This is a genomic window from Salinicola socius (genome assembly GCF_001937195.1).
In the GTDB taxonomy this organism is placed as follows: Bacteria; Pseudomonadota; Gammaproteobacteria; order Pseudomonadales; family Halomonadaceae; genus Salinicola; species Salinicola socius.
In genome coordinates, this window is record NZ_MSDO01000024.1 from 1 (window position 1) to 17,793 (window position 17,793).

General features: G+C 64.3%; 14 protein-coding genes. 5 read left to right on the forward strand and 9 right to left on the reverse strand.

What is annotated here, in order from left to right:
- Nucleotides 1-84: 84 nt before the first annotated feature.
- From BTW07_RS15625 to ggt, 7 genes are all read right to left on the reverse strand, one after another.
- On the reverse strand, nucleotides 85-678 hold the full coding sequence (locus tag BTW07_RS15625) for a YajG family lipoprotein (protein WP_075571111.1): 594 nt from the start codon (nucleotides 676-678) through the stop codon (nucleotides 85-87).
- Nucleotides 679-790: 112 nt separating this feature from the next.
- On the reverse strand, nucleotides 791-1,936 hold the full coding sequence (locus BTW07_RS15630; RefSeq protein WP_075571112.1) for a sulfate/molybdate ABC transporter ATP-binding protein: 1,146 nt from the start codon (nucleotides 1,934-1,936) through the stop codon (nucleotides 791-793).
- Nucleotides 1,933-2,760, reverse strand: a complete 828-nt coding sequence (cysW, locus tag BTW07_RS15635; protein WP_075571113.1) for a sulfate ABC transporter permease subunit CysW — start codon at nucleotides 2,758-2,760, stop codon at nucleotides 1,933-1,935. The genes BTW07_RS15630 and cysW overlap by 4 nt, the downstream gene beginning before the upstream one ends.
- Nucleotides 2,760-3,614 (reverse strand): sulfate/thiosulfate ABC transporter permease CysT, encoded by an 855-nt coding sequence (gene cysT, locus BTW07_RS15640; RefSeq protein WP_075571114.1) that lies wholly within the window; start codon nucleotides 3,612-3,614, stop codon nucleotides 2,760-2,762. The genes cysW and cysT overlap by 1 nt, the downstream gene beginning before the upstream one ends.
- Nucleotides 3,611-4,639 carry a thiosulfate ABC transporter substrate-binding protein CysP gene (gene cysP / locus BTW07_RS15645; RefSeq protein WP_075571115.1) on the reverse strand — a complete coding sequence of 343 codons (1,029 nt, stop codon included), beginning with the start codon at nucleotides 4,637-4,639 and terminating at the stop codon, nucleotides 3,611-3,613. Before cysP ends, cysT begins: the two co-directional genes overlap by 4 nt.
- Before the next feature lie 141 nt (nucleotides 4,640-4,780).
- On the reverse strand, nucleotides 4,781-6,049 hold the full coding sequence (locus BTW07_RS15650; protein ID WP_208605420.1) for an MFS transporter: 1,269 nt from the start codon (nucleotides 6,047-6,049) through the stop codon (nucleotides 4,781-4,783).
- 126 nt (nucleotides 6,050-6,175) lie between these two features.
- Nucleotides 6,176-7,855, reverse strand: coding sequence for a gamma-glutamyltransferase (gene ggt, locus BTW07_RS15655; RefSeq protein ID WP_208605423.1), 1,680 nt, complete (start codon nucleotides 7,853-7,855; stop codon nucleotides 6,176-6,178).
- A 294-nt stretch (nucleotides 7,856-8,149) separates the two neighbouring features.
- On the opposite strand from ggt, the gene rpe reads away from it, so the two are divergent.
- From rpe to BTW07_RS15680, 5 genes are all read left to right on the forward strand, one after another.
- The gene (gene rpe, locus BTW07_RS15660) at nucleotides 8,150-8,836 is read left to right on the forward strand and encodes a ribulose-phosphate 3-epimerase (RefSeq protein ID WP_075571118.1); all 687 of its coding nucleotides are present in this window, start codon (nucleotides 8,150-8,152) and stop codon (nucleotides 8,834-8,836) included.
- A gap of 6 nt (nucleotides 8,837-8,842) precedes the next feature.
- Complete coding sequence (locus tag BTW07_RS15665; RefSeq protein ID WP_075571119.1) at nucleotides 8,843-9,184, forward strand: GIY-YIG nuclease family protein; 342 nt, start codon at nucleotides 8,843-8,845, stop codon at nucleotides 9,182-9,184.
- 45 nt (nucleotides 9,185-9,229) lie between these two features.
- Entirely contained in the window at nucleotides 9,230-9,976 is a 747-nt protein-coding gene (locus BTW07_RS15670; protein WP_075571120.1) for a ParA family protein, read from the forward strand.
- Between the two features lie 75 nt (nucleotides 9,977-10,051).
- A complete protein-coding gene (locus tag BTW07_RS15675) occupies nucleotides 10,052-11,791 on the forward strand; it encodes a VRR-NUC domain-containing protein (protein ID WP_075571121.1) in 1,740 nt (579 codons plus the stop codon).
- Complete coding sequence (locus BTW07_RS15680; protein ID WP_075571122.1) at nucleotides 11,788-14,124, forward strand: ATP-dependent DNA helicase; 2,337 nt, start codon at nucleotides 11,788-11,790, stop codon at nucleotides 14,122-14,124. Before BTW07_RS15675 ends, BTW07_RS15680 begins: the two co-directional genes overlap by 4 nt.
- A 365-nt stretch (nucleotides 14,125-14,489) precedes the next feature.
- On the opposite strand, the gene BTW07_RS15685 is transcribed toward BTW07_RS15680, so the two are convergent.
- On the reverse strand, nucleotides 14,490-16,145 hold the full coding sequence (locus BTW07_RS15685) for a dihydroxyacetone kinase subunit DhaK (RefSeq protein ID WP_075571123.1): 1,656 nt from the start codon (nucleotides 16,143-16,145) through the stop codon (nucleotides 14,490-14,492).
- A 40-nt stretch (nucleotides 16,146-16,185) separates the two neighbouring features.
- Nucleotides 16,186-17,484, reverse strand: coding sequence for an NAD(P)/FAD-dependent oxidoreductase (locus tag BTW07_RS15690; protein ID WP_075571124.1), 1,299 nt, complete (start codon nucleotides 17,482-17,484; stop codon nucleotides 16,186-16,188).
- Between the last annotated feature and the right edge of the window lie 309 nt (nucleotides 17,485-17,793).

Sequence of the window (17,793 nt, forward strand, 5' to 3'; positions counted from 1 at the left end):
TGTCGTTTCCGTCGGTTCGTCGTTTCCGTCGGTTCGTCGTTTCCGTCGGTTCGTCGTCTTCGCTGAAGCGCGTTTCCAGGGCAGTCAGCGCGCCAGCAGATTGGCCAGCTGCTGATCGCGGAACGTGCGATCCAGCGCGTTGCTCAGCAGTTCACTGACCATGCGGTTGTTGGTGTCCCAGTCCGGCTTGAGCGCGTAGCTCTGCGAACGCTTGGCGGTATAGCGCCCGGTGTAGGTATCGCCACCGTTGGCGGCCTCGGCCTGAATGATCGCTTGCAGCTGCGAGGCACCCAGCAACGGCTGCTCGGCAGTGCCACGCATGTAATCCAGCTCGGCCAGGGTCAGGGTCAGCGAGGGCCCGTTGCCGCTCTGGCTGGTCGGGTTGAATCCCATGCTGCGAAGGGCATTCTCCGCCTGCGCGCGAATCTTGGGGATCACGTCATTCGCCTCGACGGTAATCGTCGAGGTTGCCGATGCCGTGCCGGATCGCGTGCCGATGACGCTACTCTTGCGACCGTCGACGATCTCCAGCGATACGGACTGACCGTTGCCGGCATGCGGAAAGCCGCCGCTGACCTTGGGGCTAACGGACAGAATCTGCGGGCTCTGAGCGCAGGCCGTCAGCAGACCGAGCAACAGCAATGTGGCCGTACACTTGAGTGCAAACCATTGACGCATAACAGTGAACCTCTCGAATCGTGGGAGCGTACGGGTCCATTATAGACACTGCCCGGTCGTTTCCGGAATGCGGATGAAGCTTTGGCCAGAGCGCCAGAGCGCCAGACCGTCATCAGGAAATCGACAGCGGCGCCAGCGTCTGCGGGCGCGGCGTATCGAAGCGGTGCAGGCGGCTGGGTTGCGCGTAGAGCCGCTTGCCGCGGGTGATCGCCAGACGCTCGAAGTCCGCATGACTGATCGTTGCCAGCCACGGTTCGCCGAGCCAATCGGCCTCCAGTTCGATACGGACCTCGGCGCCCACCGGCACCACCGCGGTAACGCTGACCGGGAGATGGGCACGGGGCCCTGGCTGGTCGTCCAGGCGAATCTCGTGGGGGCGCAGCAGCAGTTCCCGGCGACCATCTTCGACGCCGGGCACCGCCACGCGTGCATTGCCGCAGGTCAGTACTTCGTCTTCGATATCGCCCTCGAGCCGGTTGACGTCGCCCAGGAACTCGAACACGAAGCGGTTGGCGGGCTGGCGATAGAGCGTATCCGGCGTCGCGATCTGCTCTACCCGACCATTGCTCATCACCACCACGCGATCCGACAGTTCCAGCGCCTCTTCCTGATCGTGAGTCACGAACAGGCTGGTGAAATGAAGCTCCTCATGGAGATGGCGCAGCCAGCGTCGCAGCTCCTGGCGGACCTTGGCGTCGAGCGCACCGAACGGCTCGTCGAGCAGCAGCACGTCCGGCTTCAGGGCCAGGGCGCGGGCCAGCGACACGCGCTGCTGTTGACCGCCGGAGAGCTGGGCGGGGAAACGTTCGGCGAAGTCCTGAAGCCGGACCATCTCGAGCAGCTGCATCACCCGGGTGCGGATCTCCCCGCTCGAGGGCCGCTGCGAACGCGGCATGGCGGTGAGGCCGAAGGCGACGTTGTCGAACACGCTCATGTGGCGGAACAGCGCATAGTGCTGGAACACGAAACCGATGCGCCGATCGCGCACGTGAACGTGGGTCACCTCGCGCTCGCCGAAGTGGATCGTTCCGCCGTCGGCCTGCTCCAGCCCGGCCACGATGCGCAGCAGCGTGGTCTTGCCGGAGCCGGACGGGCCGAGCAGCCCGATCAGCTCGCCATCGTGGATGTCGAGATCGATGGGCTCGAGGGCGCGGGTGCGGCCGTCGTCCTTATGACCATGGCCCTTGGAACCACGGCCCTTGGAACCACGGCCCTTATTGCCATAGGTCTTGTCGATCTGCGAGAGGCGAATACTCATGTCGCGGTCTCCCGGCGCGCGGCGCGCCATTCGAGTGCGGCCTTTGCGGCCAGCGTCAGGAGTGCCAGTAGCGCGAGCAGCGAGGCGCTGGTGAAGGCACCGACGGTGTTGTAGTCCTGATAGAGCTGTTCGACCTGCAGCGGCAGGGTGTTGGTCTGGCCGCGGATCGCCCCGGCGACCACCGAGACGGCACCGAACTCGCCGACCGCGCGGGCATTGGTCAGGATCACGCCGTAGAGCAGCGCGTGGCGAATGTTCGGCAGTGTGACGCGACGGAAGATCGTCCAGCCGGAGGCACCGAGCGTCACCGCGGCTTCCTCTTCACGCGAACCCTGGGCCTGCATCAGCGGAATCAGTTCACGGGCGACGAACGGGCAGGTGACGAACACCGTCACCAGCACGATCCCCGGCCAGGCGAACATGATCTGGATATCGTGGGCGTCGAGCCAGCCGCCGAGCCAGCCATTGCGTCCGTAGAGCAGCAGGTAGACCAGGCCGGCGACGACGGGCGATACGGCAAACGGGATATCGATCAGCGTCTGCAGCAGGCGTCGCCCCGGGAACGCGAAGCGAGTCACCAGCCAGGCCAGAAACACCCCGAAGATCAGATTGACCGGCACCGTGATCACCGCGACCAGCAGCGTCAGGCCGATCGCAGCCAGGGTGTAGGTGTCGCTCAGATTCTGCCAGTAGACATCGATGCCGCTCATCAACGCCTGGGCGAAGATTGCCACCAAGGGCAGCAGCAGTAACAGTGCCGTCAGCGTCAGGGCGATGCCGATCAACAGGCGGCGGACACTCGGTGCATCACCGATTCGGATCATCAGCCGCGCCCTCCATGCAGTCGCTTGATGAAACGTCCCTGCCACAGGTTGATCGCGAGCAGTAGGGCAAGCGAGGTCGCGAGCACGATCGAGGCGACCGCCGAAGCGCCGGCGTAGTCGTACTCCTGCAGCTTGACGAAGATCATCAGCGAGGTGATTTCGGTCTCGTAGGGTTTGCCGCCGGCGATGAAGATCACCGCGCCGAATTCCCCCAGCGAGCGTACGAAGGCGAGGCCGGTACCCGTCACCAGCGCCGGCCACAGGTAGGGCAGAATCACCCGGCGAAACGCTAGGCCATCGCTGGCGCCGAGGGTCATCGCGGCTTCGTCCACTTCGGCAGGCAGGTCTTCCAGCACCGGCTGCACGGTACGGACCACGAACGGGATGCTGGTAAAGGCCATCGCCAGGGCGATGCCGATCCAGGTGTAGGAGACCGAAATGCCCAGCGGCTCCAGCAGCCGGCCGATCCAGCCGTTGCTGGAGTAGAGCGTCGCCAGCGTGATGCCGGCGACCGCCGTGGGCAGGGCGAAGGGCAGATCCATCAGCGCATCCACCAGACGCTTGCCGGGGAACTCGTAGCGCACCAGCACCCATGCCATCAGCAGCCCGAAGACCGCATTGAACAGGGCGGCCACCGCGGCGGCGAGGAGTGTGACCGTGTAGCTGGCCAGCAGGCGGGGATCGGTGATCAGAAACCAGTACTGCGACCAGCTCAACTGCGAAAGCTGCCCGACCAGGCTGGTCAGGGGCAGCAGCAGCACCAGCGAGACGAACGTCAGCGAGACGCCGAGAGACAGACCGAAACCCGGCAGTACTCGGCGTTCGCGACGTCGCGTGAGAGCCTGGGCGATCATCGGCGCTGAAGTTGATCCAGTTCTCCGCCGCTGGCGAAGTGCGTTTTCATCGCTTCCGGCCAGCCGCCGAAGACATCTTCGACCCTCAGCAGTTCGGTCTGCGGGAACTGGTCACTGAATTCGGCGGCAACCTTCTCGTCGTTGACCCGATAGTTGAACCCGGCCAGCAGGCGCTGCGCTTCCTCGGTATAGAGGTAGTCGAGATAGCCGTTGGCCAGATCCTCGTTGCCGTTACGCTCGGCGTACTCGTCGACCACGGCCACCGGGAACTCGGCCAGAATGCTGACCGGCGGTACCACCACCTCGTAGTCGTCCTTGCCGTATTCGTTGCGGATGTTGTTGACCTCGGACTCGAACGTGATCAGCACATCGCCGATCCCGCGCTCGACGAAGGTCGTCGTCGCCCCGCGGCCGCCGGTGTCGAACACCTCGACGTTGCCGAGGAACGTCTTCATGTACTCCTCGATCTTCGCCTTGTCGCCGTCGAAGGCCTGATCGGCGTAACCCCAGGCCGCCAGATAGGTATAGCGTCCGTTGCCCGAGGTCTTGGGGTTGGGGAACACCAGCGAGACGTCGTCGCGGGCCAGATCGTCCCAGTTCTCGATCTGCTTGGGGTTGCCCTTGCGCACCAGGAACGCGGTGGTGGAGTAGTAGGGCGAAGCGTGGTTCGGGTATCGATCCTGCCAATCCTCGGCGACCAGGCCGGCGTCGGCGAGCACGTTGACATCGGTGACCTGGTTGAAGGTCACCACGTCGGCACGCAGTCCCTGCATGATCGAGCGTGCCTGGGTCGAGGAGCCACCATGGGACTGCTGCACGCTGACGGTCTCGTCGTGCTGGGCCTGCCACCAGTCGATGAATTTCGGGTTGACCGCGGCAAACAGCTCTCGGGCGATATCGTAGGAAGAGTTGAGGAGTTCACGCGGCTCGTCTTGCGCCTGCGCAGGCGACAGAGCACCCAGCGTCAAGGCCAGGCCGACGGTGGAGGCGGCGAATAGCGAGCGAGGTCTGGAAAACCCGAACATGTCAGTTCCCTGCGAATGATTGGCGATGATGGCAAGGCTAGGTAAATCTGAATGGAATGACAATTTGTTTTAATAGAACCTTTTATTATATTCGTGCGTAGGAATTCCATAAGCCTCGTCGCTTCGGTAAGCCGCCTCTCATCAAGCGCAGCTTTGCGCCACTCGGGATGGCTTGCCGATTCGCTTCAATCCGACCAGACCCAGCAGCGGCCCGGGTAGCAGCCACCAGGCAATCGTCGCCTCCCATGTGGGGAGCGCCGGCACCAGCAGGGCAATCGAGGCGGCCGAGATGGCGAAGCCGATGGCGTTCTGCAGTGTCAGCGCGCTACCGACCAACGTGGCTGGGCAGGCATTGGCGGAGAGCGCCGAGAACTGCGGGGAATCGATCACGGCGAGCAGGCTCCACAGGCCCAGAAAACCGACCAGCGTGGCGTAGCCGATGTGAGGCGCCAGCCATGGGTACGACAGGCAGCAGAGCGCCGAGCCAGCCAGCCCCGCCGCGGCGACTCGGCGGCTGCCGATGTGCTGACTCATCCAGCCGCCGAACCAGCAGCCAGGGGCGCCGATCGCGATCAGGGCGAACGATGTCATCGCCAGCGTTCTCGAGGAGATCGTCGGATCTACGGCTATCAGCAGCAGAGGAATGAGCGTCCAGAGGGTGTAGAGCTCCCACATGTGGCCGAAGTAGGCGCCGGCCGCACGGCGGAAATCGGCGATCCGGAACGCCCCCAGACCGGCCAGGCGCGATGACGTAGTGGCAGATGTCCTCGGCCCGCTCGGGGCATCACCCAGTCGCCAGACAGCCATGCCGGCCACCAGCGACAGCAGCGAGGCGATCCAGAGCGTCAGCCGCCAGTCGTCACTGTCGCCTGCCCGCCCGCGGCCACTTTGATCCACGAGTTCGCCCCCACTTTGATCCACGAGTCCACCCCCACTTTGATCCACGAGCCCACCTCCACTCCAGCCGATGCCGGACAGCAGATGGGGCATCGCAGTGCCCAGTACCAACATGCCGACCAGCCATGCCAGGCCCAGCCCGGTGCGACCCGGTGCCCAGCCGACCATCAGTTTCATGCCGATGGGGTAGATGCCGGCGAGCGACATCCCGGTCACCACGCGCAGCCCGACTGCCGACCCCAGACCGTTGGCGTAAGGCAGCAAAGCGTTGGAGAGGGCGCCGATCAGGCATGCCAGCGCGAATAGCCGGCTGGCCCGGGTGCGATCGGCAAGACCGCTGAGACCGAGACTGAGCGTGCCAAGCAGAAACCCGAACTGCACCGCGCCGGTCAGCCACCCCAGGTCGCCGGGAGAGAGTTGCCACAGCTGTTGAAGATCGTCGATCACCGCGTTGGGCGTGAACCACAGCGCGGTACCGAACCATTCGGCGATGGCAATAATGACGATCGGCATCGGCACTCCTTTGCGGATGAGACGTTCCCGGCCGCATCAAGCTGATCAGACGCCAGCGACCCGCAGCCCCTCGAAACCGTTGCAGCCCCTCCAAACCTTGGGTAAGGCGTCGGATCAGAGGCTCATTCAAAGACCCATGGCCGATGACGTCGAGCGTCGCGGATCGGCACCGCCGGTGAAGGTGCCGTCGTCCCCGATCAGAATGGACTGCGCCGCGCCCATCGCTTGCTGCTGGCTGACGGTGTGTCCCATGGCCTCGAGCAGGGCGATGGTATCCGGGCTGATGCCGTCTTCGATACGGATCTCGTCCGGCAGCCACTGGTCGTGAATTCGGGGGGCGCTGACCGCGCTCTGGATATTCATGCCATGGTCGATCACGTTCATCACGACCTGGAGCGTGGTGGTGATAATGCGTGAACCGCCCGGGCTACCGGTCACCAGGAAGTTCTTGCCATCCTTCTTGACGATGGTCGGTGTCATCGAGGAGAGCATGCGCTTCTCCGGTTCGATCTTGTTGGCTTCGCCGCCGATCAGACCGTAAGCGTTGGGCGTACCGGGCTTGGCCGAGAAATCGTCCATTTCGTTGTTGAGCAGAAAGCCGGCGCCGTCGACGACGATACCCGAGCCGTAGCTGAAATTGATGGTGTAGGTATTGGAGACGGCCAGACCGCTATCGTCGGCGATCGAGAAATGCGTGGTCTCGTTGGATTCATAAGGCAGCGGCTGACCGGCGGCGATTTCCTTGCTCGGCGTTGCGCGGTCGAGATCGATCTGCGCTCGCAGTTCGTCGGCGTAAGCCTTCGACGTGATGCCCTTCAGCGGCACATCGACGAAATCGGTATCGCCGAGATACTCGGCCCGGTCGGCATAAGCGCGCTTCATCGCCTCGCTCATCACATGGATCGTCCGCGCCGAATTGAAGCCCATGGCGTGAATGTCGTAACCCTCGAGGATATTGAGCATCTGCACGATATGCGCGCCGCCGGAAGAGGGCGGGCTCATGGCATAGATGTCGTAGCCGCGATAGGTGCCATGTACCGGCTCGCGAACCGTCGGCTGGTAATCGGCCAGATCCTTCGCCGTCATCAGGCCACCGTGCTGCCGCATTTCCGCCGTGATCAAGCGCGCCGTCTCGCCTTCGTAGAATTCACGGGGGCCATTTTCGGCGATGCGCCTGAGCGTCGCGGCCAGATCGGGCTGGCGGAATCGCTCGCCGGCACGATAGAGCGAACCGTCCGGCTTGTAGAACACCTTGCGGGTGGAGTCCCACTGCATGAGCCGCTGCCGGGACTGCTCGAGTCCTTCGGCGAATCGCGGCGGAATGATGAAGCCGTCGTCGGCCAGTTTGATCGCAGGCGCCAACGATTCGGCCAGACTCAAGGTGCCGTACTGATCGAGAGCCATGGCCAGGCCGGCGACGGTGCCGGGCACGCCGGACGCGTTGTGGGTGTCGCGCGAAAGCTCGGAGACGGCCTCGCCCTGTTCGTTCTGGAACATGGTTTCGTAGGCCGCGGCGGGTGCCTTTTCGCGATAGTCGATGGCGATGACCTTGTCGCTTCTTTCGTCCGAAATCAGCATGAAGCCGCCGCCACCGATATTGCCCGAGCGGGGCTGTGTCACCGCCAGCGCGAACCCGGCGGTAACGGCGGCATCGACGGCATTGCCACCGCCTTCGAGCACGTCGTGCGCGATCTGCGAAGCCAGGTAATGGCTGGTTGCCACCATGGCATGTTCGCCGACCTGGGGATGAAAGCGCTCGCCCTCGAGGATCGCCGACTGGGCTAGCGCCGGCGGCGAAAACGCCATCGAGAATGTCGCCGAGACAGCGGTGGTCAGGCAGAAGACGGAGAACGCGATGACCCGGCGAGCGGGCAGCGCGGCAGCAATGAAGCGAGGCATGAAATGTCCCCCAGAAGCATCGTTGTTGTATGTGACCGACGGGATACGCGCGGTCGAGGCCAGATGCAGTATAGAAAGAGTCGACGCCAACCGCTTCGTCGACTTCGGTGGCGCAGCGGTTTTACGTCCGGATCGGCCAAAGGTGGCGGTGCGTGCGCTAGAATGAGCGCCAGAAGCCAGCCTGCATAAGGATTTTCGCTCATGCGCGATTTCAAGATTGCCCCCTCGATTCTGTCCGCCAACTTCGCCTGTCTGGGACAGGAGGTCGAGGACGTGGTGGCATCGGGCGCCGATATCATCCATTTCGACGTCATGGACAACCATTACGTACCCAACCTGACGATGGGGCCGATGGTGTGCGAGGCACTGCGAAAGCATGGCATCACCGCGCCTATCGACTGCCATTTGATGGTCAAGCCGGTGGATCGGCTTATCGGGGATTTCATCGATGCCGGGGCCAGCTACGTGACGTTCCATCCGGAGGCGTCCGAGCATATCGACCGCTCGCTACAGCTCATTCGCAGCCACGGCTGCAAGGCGGGGCTGGTGTTCAATCCCGCAACGCCGCTTTCCCACCTGGATTACGTTATGGACAAGGTCGACATGATCCTGATCATGAGCGTCAACCCCGGCTTTGGCGGGCAATCCTTCATACCTGCGGCGCTCGACAAGCTGCGCGAGGCGCGTCGGCGCATCGACGCCAGCGGCCTGCCGATCCGGCTGGAAGTCGACGGGGGCGTGGGCCCGGACAATATCGCCGAGATCGCCCGAGCGGGGGCCGACACGTTCGTTGCCGGCTCGGCGATCTTCAAGGCGCGAAATCTCGATGATCCCAATCGCTACGACGGCGTGATCGGCAAGATGCGCTCGGCCCTCGCCGCGAGCTGACAGGGCATGTCGACGACCGCCGAAGCATCGACGCCGCCCGTCGAGCCGCGCCAGTGGTATCTCTATCTGGTCGAGATGGCCAATGGCGCGCTCTACACCGGCATCACCACCGATGTCGCCCGACGGTTCGCTCAGCACGCCCGCGGCCGTGGCGCACGGGCGCTGCGCGGCAAAGGGCCGCTGACTCTGCGCCACGCCCAGGCGGTCGGCAGTCACGGCGACGCGCTCCGGCTCGAGGCCTCGATCAAGCGTCTCTCCGCAGCAGCAAAGTGGCGCTGGATCGAGCGACATCGGCTGTCATCGTTCTGTCACCAGATTGTCATCGTCCCGGATCCCGCGGCACCGTAGAATTCCAGTCACCGTCCGACGACGTCGACCTGGAACGCTTCGATCATGAAAGTGGTGGCACTGCACAACCTCAAAGGCGGCGTCGGCAAGAGTTCCGCCGCCGTCAACCTGGCCCGCGAAGCCAATCGCGATGGCCTGCCGGTACTGCTGTGGGATCTCGATGCCCAGGGGGCCTCGACCTGGATACTGGGCGGGGAGAACGGCATGAGCCGTAAGGTCGGCAAGCTGCTGTCGGGGAAGTCGCCGCTGGGTGAGCAGGTGCAGCACACCCCCTGGGAGCGTTTCGATCTGCTGCCGGCGGATATGCGACTGCGCGAGCTCGATCGTATCCTCGAGGACAAGGCCGAGGGCGACAAGCACCTCAAACGGTTGATCGCGCCATTCAGCGAGGAGTACGCGCTGATGATTCTGGACTGCCCACCCGGGCTCTCCACGCTGGCCGAACAGCTGATCCGCGCCGCCGATCGCATCCTGGTGCCGACGATTCCCAGCCCGCTGTCGGTGCAGGCGTTCTCGCGGATGCTGGCGCATCTCGAGCTCAAGAAGCGCCAGCGCGAACGCGTCCTGCCGTTTTTCAATCTGGTCGATCGACGTCGGCGTCTGCACTGCGAGTGGATCGATTCCCCGCCCGAGGCGTTGGGGCGGACGCTGGAGAACTGGATCCCCTACGCCAGCGACATCGAGCGCATGAGTCTCGAAAACCGGCCGCTGGCGGATCTGGCACCTCGCAGCCGCGCCACTCACGCCTATCGCCGTCTATGGCAGGAGCTCAAGACGGAATTGGGGGAGTAGCCGCGCCAAGGCTTCGAACGTTCATGCAGGGTCTGTATACTTACCCAGTGTTTTGAGTCCGACGCTGGGGACCCCATGGCGCTGCCGACGCTCGAAGATCCGCTTTACTATCTCGCCAACTTCCGCCGCGTGCTCGACTGGTTGACGTCGCGCTACGCGGATCTGCTGAGCGCCGAGGAATCGGCGTTCATCGCCGCTTTCGAGCGCTTGCCTCAAGCCTCTCAGGCGCTGCTGGTGCGGATGGTCATGCGCAAGGGCGCCGATTTTCGCGCCAGTCGCCTGGTCTATGCCGAGATCGGCGACAGCCATCAGGTGGCGGGCCCACTGCTCGAGGCCGGTTGGATCGAGGAGCGCGCGCCGCTGACGCTGGAAACCCTGTTCACGCTGGTGACTCGAGCGGAAATCGCGGCCGATATGGGCCCGTGGCTCGGGGAGCTCGGTATCGGCAAGAGTGCCGGCAAGCGTGTCTGGCTTTCGGTTTTGCAGGCGCAGTCGCCGGATCCTCGTCCGCTGGCCGAGTGGCTGCCGACCCTGGAAGAGCGTCACTATCGTCTGAACGTCGACGCCATGTGCGAACGCTTTCGACTGATGTTTTTCGGCAACCTGCGTCAGCACTGGTCGGAATTCGTACTGGCGGAACTCGGCGTCTATCGCTTCGAGGCCGTCGAGCTGGATGCCGCCTCGCGAGCGTTCTCCCGGCGTGAGGAACTGGAGGCCTATCATCATCTTCACCGCTGTCGCGAGCGGTTCGACGCCGACGAGCCGATGGAGTCGCTGCTGCCGGATATCCCGCGAATCGCGTTCGACAACAACTGGCTTGAGCGTCGGCGAGGCCGGCTGATCTACAAGCTGGCCTATCGTCTCGAGCGCCAGGGCGAGCTCGGTCAGGCTTTGGCGCTCTATCGAGACTGCTCGGCGCCGGAAGCTCGGCTCCGTCAGATTCGCGTGCTCGAAGCCCAGCAGGAATTGAGCGATGCGCTGACACTGGCCGGGCAGGCCGAGACAGCGCCTGTCAGTGCCGCTGAGAGTCAGGCGCTGGAACGCGTGCTGCCGCGGCTGCGGCGCAAACTGGGCGTGGTTTCAGCCAGACGCACGAAAGCACCGGAACCCCCACGTCTCGATCTGATATTGCCTCGGGCATCCAGCGTCGAGCTGGCGGTGGCCCGCCATCTCTCTCGCGACGAGGCGCCGGTCTGCTATGTGGAGAACGTGCTCGTCAACGGCCTGTTCGGACTGCTCTGCTGGGAGGCGATCTTCGCGCCACTGCCCGGGGCATTCTTCCACCCGTTTCATAGCGGGCCGACCGATCTGTTCGAGGTGGACTTTCAGGCCCGCCGTCGCGAGCTGATCGATGGCTGCCTGGAGACGCTCGAGCAGGGCGACTACGCGGAGATCATTCGCCGCCGCTATCACGACAAACACGGCATCCAGTCACCGTTCATGTTCTGGGAAGCGCTCGACGAGCGCGTGCTGGAGCTGGCCCTGCAGTGCATTCCCGCCAGTCATCTTCGTCTCTGGTTCGAGCGTCTGCTCGGCGATATCCGCGCCAATCGCGCCGGAATGCCTGACCTGATCCAGTTCTGGCCGGGCGTTGCCGATGACTCGTCGGACGCCCGCGCGAGCGAGTCGCCGACGTATCGCATGATCGAGGTCAAAGGCCCCGGCGATCGCCTGCAGGACAATCAGAAACGCTGGCTTCAGTTTTGTGCCCGTCACGATATGCCGGTCAGCGTCTGCTACGTCACCTGGGAGGCCGGAAACGGCGAGACGACAGCCGCGAACGACGGCGAGAGCATGACGGGAGTGCTTTCTTGAGCTACCGGATCGCCGTGCGCGCCCTGTGCGACTTCGCGGCCAAGCGCGGCGATCTCGATCTGCGCTTCACGCCGTCGCCCTCGGCACAGGAGGGCATTGCCGGCCATCAACTGGTCGGGGAACGACGCGGCGAACGCTACGAACGTGAAGTCGCCCTGCGCGGTAGCTATCGTCATCTGGAGGTTCGCGGGCGCGCCGACGGCTACGATCCCGTCGCCAATCGGTTGGAGGAGATCAAGACGCATCGTGGCGATCTCTCCCGCCAGCCGGCCAACCAGCGGGCGCTGCACTGGGCGCAGGCCAAGGTCTACGGTCATCTGCTCTGCGTCGAGCGGGGCCTGGATCAACTGACGGTGGCGCTGATCTATTTCGATATCGTCAGCCAGCGCGAAACCCCATTGAGCGAGTCCTGTTCGGCGGATGAACTGCGAGAGGTGTTCGAGACACTCTGTCAGGCGTTTCTGGCCTGGGCGCAGCAGGAACTGGCCCACCGGCGGCGGCGTGATCGCGCGTTGCAGGCGCTGCGATTCCCGTTCGCCGGATTCCGCGACGGTCAGCGGCCGCTGGCAGAAACGGTCTACAAGTCGATTCACACCCGCCGCTGGCTGATGCTGCAGGCGCCCACCGGTATCGGCAAGACGCTGGGTACGCTGTTCCCCATGCTCAAGGCGATGCCGGGCGAGCCGCTGGACAAGATCTTCTTTCTGACGGCGCGCAACACCGGCCAGCGCCTGGCTCTCGATGCATTGCGTTCGTTAGGTGCCGAACGCCAACGGCTCGAGGGGGCCGGCCCGGACGAGCTCGGGTGCGACGATATCGATATTGATAGCGCAGCCGAAGCGGTGCCCCTGCGCGTACTGACGCTGACTTCCCGCGACAAGGCCTGCGAGCATCCGGACAAGGCCTGTCACGGTGACTCCTGCCCGCTGGCCGCCGGTTTCTACGATCGGCTGCCCGCGGCGCGCGTGGCGGCGGTCGAGCGCGGCTGGCTGGATCGGGCCGGCTTGAGAGAGATCGCGCTCGGTCACCAAGTCTGCCCCTACTATCTGGGTCAGGAGATGGCGCGCTGGGCCGACGTCGTCATCGGCGACGTCAACTACTGGTTCGATTTCCACGCCATGCTCTACGCCCTGAGTCAGCAGCAGCAGTGGCAGGTCGGTCTGCTCGTCGACGAGGCGCACAATCTGGTCGAGCGGGGGCGGGGCATGTATAGCGCCACGCTGGATCATGCCGCCTTCCGGCGGCTGAAGCCGACGCTGCCGGCGCCGCTCAGGAGGCCGCTGTCGCGAGTGGCGTCCGTCTGGCAAGCGCTGGCAGAGGAAAGTGACGTCGAGTATCGCGTGCTCGAGACGCTGCCCGGCAAGTTGATCAATGCACTGCAACAGGCCGTCTCGCAGATCGTCGAGTACCAGAGCGAGCAGCCGATCGCGCTGGATAGCGAGCTGCAACGGTTCGCGTTCGACGCCCAGCACTTCTGTCGCGTCGCCGATATGTTCGGCGATCATTCGATCTGCGACGTGACGCGGCAGTCCGCACGGGGCCGGCAGCGCAATGCCGGCGCTCGGGTGACGTTACGCAACGTGGTGCCGGCGCCGTTCCTGGCGCCGCGTTTTGCCGCTGCCCATGGCGGCGCCCTGTTTTCCGCGACCCTGGCTCCCGAAGCCTACTATCGTGACCTGCTGGGCGTACCCGAAGGTGCCCCCTGGGTGTCGCTGGCATCGCCGTTTCGAGACTCGCAGCTCGAGGTGCAAATCGCCGCGCGGCTATCGACTCGTTATGCTGACCGGGAGGCGTCGCTGACGCCGCTGGCGGATCGCATCGCCGAACAGTTCCAGGCACGGCGCGGTAATTACCTGGCGTTTTTTTCGAGCTTCGCCTATCTGGAGCAGGTCGCCGATCGGCTGGCCGAGCGTCATCCCCAAATTCCGCTCTGGCGGCAAGCCTCGCACATGGACGATGACGCCCGCGAGGCGTTTCTGGGGCGGTTCGAGACGAGCGGGGAAGGCGTGGGATTCGCGGTGCTGGGCGGGATTTTCGGCGAGGGCATCGATCTGCCGGGCGATCGCTTGATCGGGGCGTTCGTGGCGACGCTGGGACTACCCCAGGTCAACCCGGTCAACGAGCAGATGCGCGCACGGCTGCAGGCGCTCTACGGTCATGGCTACGACTATGCCTACTTCTTTCCCGGCATGCAGAAGGTGGTGCAGGCCGCTGGTCGCGTGATCCGCTCCGGCACGGATGAAGGGGTGATTCATCTGCTCGACGATCGGTTTGCGAAGCGCGAATCGCAGGCATTGCTGCCGGCGTGGTGGCCTAAGCCGATCACGGATTAGGTGTGAAAAGGGTAGAGGAGCTGAAGGGCTGCTTCTCCCTTTGGCAAAGTGCCACATCCCAGCTTTTTTAGCTTACGACTGTTCGAGCATCGACGACCGTTCCGCTCGTGGTTACGAGGGGGCTTAACGCTCGCCCCCTCGCGCTCCCCCTCTTGATTGACGCCGCTGGTCCGCGAAACCCTGAAAGACGATGGCCTGCGCTTCGGGTCGGCGCGCAAGGACATCCCTGTCCGGGCGCGCCTCTTGTGACATCCATGTCACAAGACCCGGCTTGTCCCTCGTCTTTCAGCGCGGCCCCGGAGGCGTCGAAGTGGCCGATTCAAGTGGACATGGCGTAGGTCTTTTCGGTAGCGCTGTCCTACGATCTACGAGACCGAATGGCTTAGTGCCTCGAACACCCGCGCGACAGCCTCGGCGCCGGGATCGACGACGCCTTTGAGGGCGCTCTCCGGCACGTAGGCAGAGCGCCCGGCGTTGGCGTGGGTCAGCGCGGCAGTGGCCTGGGCGCCATCGCGAGCGGCCTGCGCGGCCTGGATGAGCGATTCGCCCCGCTGCAGCGATTCGATGGCGGGGATCAGGGCGTCGAGCATGGTGCGGTCGCCGAGTCTGGCGCCACCGTAGGCCTGCATCTTTTCGACGCCCTCGGCCAGCGCGTTGGCGAGTTCGCCGCGACGATCCAGCGACGCGCCAGCAGCGGTCATCAGGATCGACAGCAGCACGCCGCTGGAGCCACCCATGTCCCGCGAGAGCAGTTGGCCGATGCCGGCAAACAGCTGCGGCAGCGCGGCGGTATTCAGCCGTCCGGCCTGCAGTGCCCTGGCGATCGCGTCGGCGCCGCTCTGCATGCTGGTGCCAGCGTCGCCATCGCCGCTCCTGGCGTCCAGTGCATCGAGTTCCTTACGCGACTGGCGCAGGGCGTCGATGATCCGTTCGAGGGCGGCGGAAGTGCTGGCGTCCTGCGGGGCATTCTCGACCAGCGCTTCATGATCCTGATGGGTATCCGGCAAAAAATGCGCAGGGGTCTGGATGGCACGCAATCCGGGCCAGCCGGGAGCGCTCGTCGGCGCCGCTAGCGCGATGACGATGTCATCTTCCGCTGGCAGCAGCGTGAGCGAGAAACCGTGCATATCCAGCGAGGTCATCAGCGGCGCCGGGCCAATCAAGTGCGCTACCTGATCGATGCCAAGTTGACGCAGCAGGCTGGCAGCGAGTACGCCCATCTCCTGGGTGGAGCAGCTGCCGAGATCGTTGAGCATCGCGATCCAGGGCCCGTCGAGCTGGCGATCGGCAAGCGCGTTGCGCAACGGATCCAGAACCAGGGTCATGGCGTCGTCGGCGCTTTTCGGATCGACCTCTCGCGTGCCGGTCTCGTTGTGAATCCCTAGCCCCAGCTCCGGGGCGCGCGCGGCGGCGTCCTGACCTGGCTGCGCCGCGGCGCTCAGCGCCATGCCCAGCGATGCCATTTGGTGGCACAGCGCTCCAGCGCGTTCGCGGATGGTGTCGAGCGGCGTTTCCTGGCCGGCGAGATAACCGCTCAGCTTGTGCACCAGCAGGGTACCGGCGATGCCTCGGGGCTGCGGGGCGTTCTCGATGGCCACGTCGTCGGCGACGATGACCATCGCGACGTTCAACCCTTCACTCCTGGCGCGCTCGGCAGCGAGCCCGAAGTTGAGCCGGTCGCCGGTGTAGTTCTTGACCACCAGCAGGCAGCCGGCATCGCCACAGACTTCACGAATCGCGGCCAGCACGGCCTCGACGCTGGGCGATGCGAACAGACTCCCGGAGATTGCGCCGGTCAGCATGCCTTCGCCGATATATCCTGCGTGAGCGGGTTCGTGACCCGCGCCGCCGCCGGAGAGAACCGCGACCTGGCGCCGCCCTTGAGCGTGCTTGTCCCAGTCGCTGCGAACCAGAATGCGCAAGCCGCTATCCGGCTCGGCGACGCGCAGCGGGGCAGTCGCTGCCGCGGCATAGAGAATGTCGTCGACGACATCGCCGGGGGCATTGTAGAAACGATCCATGTTGTCTCTCCGCTGGTGTATCGAATTCGGGGTCAACGCATCAGTGCAATTTCATTTTCGGGCGGATGTAGCGGTTGAGGCCATCGACGATGACGGTCATGCCGGTCTTGAAGATGCCGTGAATCGCCATCTGATGCATGCGATAGAGAGAAGCGTAGAACAACTTGGCAAGCCGGCCCTCGATGAACAGGCTGCGCGCCGACGCGCCACGCATGAGGCTACCGACCGCCTCGAAATGGGCCAGCGAGATCAACGAGCCCCGATCCCGGTAGACGAAGGGCTTGAGCGGTTTGCCGTCCATCGCCGCGCGCAGATTGTGATAGCAGTGAGTCGCCTGTTGGTGGGCGGCCTGAGCGCGCGGGGGAACGCGCTTGTCGTCGGGTTGAGGGCAGGAGGCGCAGTCGCCGAAGGAGAAGATCCGCTCGTCGTCCAGACTCTGCAGTGTCTGGCTGACCTTGATCTGGTGATTGCGCTCGGTGGCGAGACCCAGGTTCGACAGGAATTCGGGCGCGCGGATGCCGGCGGCCCAGACGCTGAGATCCGTTTCCAGCGGCTCGCCATCGGCGGTGATGAAGCCGTTGGCGTTGGCCTCGGTGACTCGAGTATCGACGTGAATCTTGACCCCCAGACGTTCGAGTTCGCCGTGAACGGCGCGGCTGATCCGCTCGGGCAGGGCCGGCAGAATGCGTGGCGCCGCCTCGATCAGGTGAACCTCGAGCTTGCCGCTATCCATCGCGGTGAAGCCGTAGCTGTGCAGCATGCGCGATGCGCCGAAGAGTTCGGCTGCCAGCTCGACACCGGTGGCGCCCGCACCGACCAGTCCCACGGTCAGCTTGGGATGCGTCCTGCGCTCGGGGTCGCTGTAGCGCAGGAAGGTATTGAGCATGTTGCGGCGAAAGCTCTCCGCCTGCTGCGGGCTGTCGATGAAGTGGCAGTGCCTGGCAACGCCGGGGGTACCGAAGTCGTTGGAGACGCTGCCCACCGACAGGACCAGATAGTCATATTCGAGCTGGCGGGCCGGCAGCACGACCACGTCTTCGTGATCGTGAATCGCCTCTAGCGTGAGGGTCCGGTTGTCGCGATCGATGGCACTCAGCGTGCCGCGCTGGAAGCGATAGCCGTGACTCTTCGAGTGGCCCTGGTAGGAAACTTCATCGAGTCCGGAGTCGAGCGTGCCGGTCGCGATCTCGTGCAGCAGCGGTTTCCAGATGTGGGTCGGATTGCGATCTACGAGGACGATATCGGCACGCCGGGACTTGCCGAGCTTGCGACCCAGACGGGTCGCCAGCTCGAGTCCACCCGCACCGCCACCGACCACGACGATACGTGGTGTGGTCATGGGAAGCTCCAGACGGAAAATCGGAAAGGAAAGAAACCAGAACATTCGAGGAAAACGAGCATTGTCGAATCGGGAAGTCGCGTTGAATGTCCGCAAAGCCGGTAACCGGCGAAAAGTAGGCACAGCAAGAGCCGAGTGATGACGATATCGGACTGTGAGACTGCGCATTCACGGAAAACGGCACCCGTCGATTCGACGAAAGATAGGCCAAAGGATACGCCGATCAGTGCCGCTTGGCATCCGTGGGTTGCGTAAACTTACGCCGTCTTGGGTAAGCTGGTGCCCGCACGCCCATCTTCCGGCCCGTTC